This is a genomic window from Salifodinibacter halophilus (assembly GCA_012999515.1).
In the GTDB taxonomy this organism is placed as follows: Bacteria; Pseudomonadota; Gammaproteobacteria; order Nevskiales; family Salinisphaeraceae; genus Salifodinibacter; species Salifodinibacter halophilus.
The window spans coordinates 1-257 of the sequence record JABEEB010000410.1 but is presented as its reverse complement, the minus strand read 5'-3'; the positions used below and the strand labels follow the sequence as shown (position 1 = coordinate 257).

1 protein-coding gene is annotated in these 257 nt (G+C 63.0%); it reads left to right on the top strand.

Features of this window, described 5'->3' with window-relative positions:
• A partial coding sequence (locus HKX41_12245; protein NNC24906.1) for a fructosamine kinase occupies nucleotides 1-97 on the top strand: 97 nt, incomplete at its 5' end.
• Nucleotides 98-257 lie beyond the last annotated feature (160 nt).

Genomic DNA, 257 nt, shown 5'->3' with positions numbered 1-257 from the left:
CGTCTACGCGCTGTTCCCGCTCCTCGAACACGTCCGCGTCTTCGGGGCTGAGTACGTCTCGTCGGTCGAAGACGCGCTGGAGGAACTCGGCTACTGACCGCCCGCGAAGGTGATTTTCGGGCCGAACCGAGTCGAATCGAGTCGTGCGAACCCGCCGCGTACGCGAGATGCTTTTGTAAAGCTTAACACTACCCCCTGACCTAGCGGGACTATGAGCGACGAGCACGCCGGGGATTCCGGCGACGACTCGCGTCCGA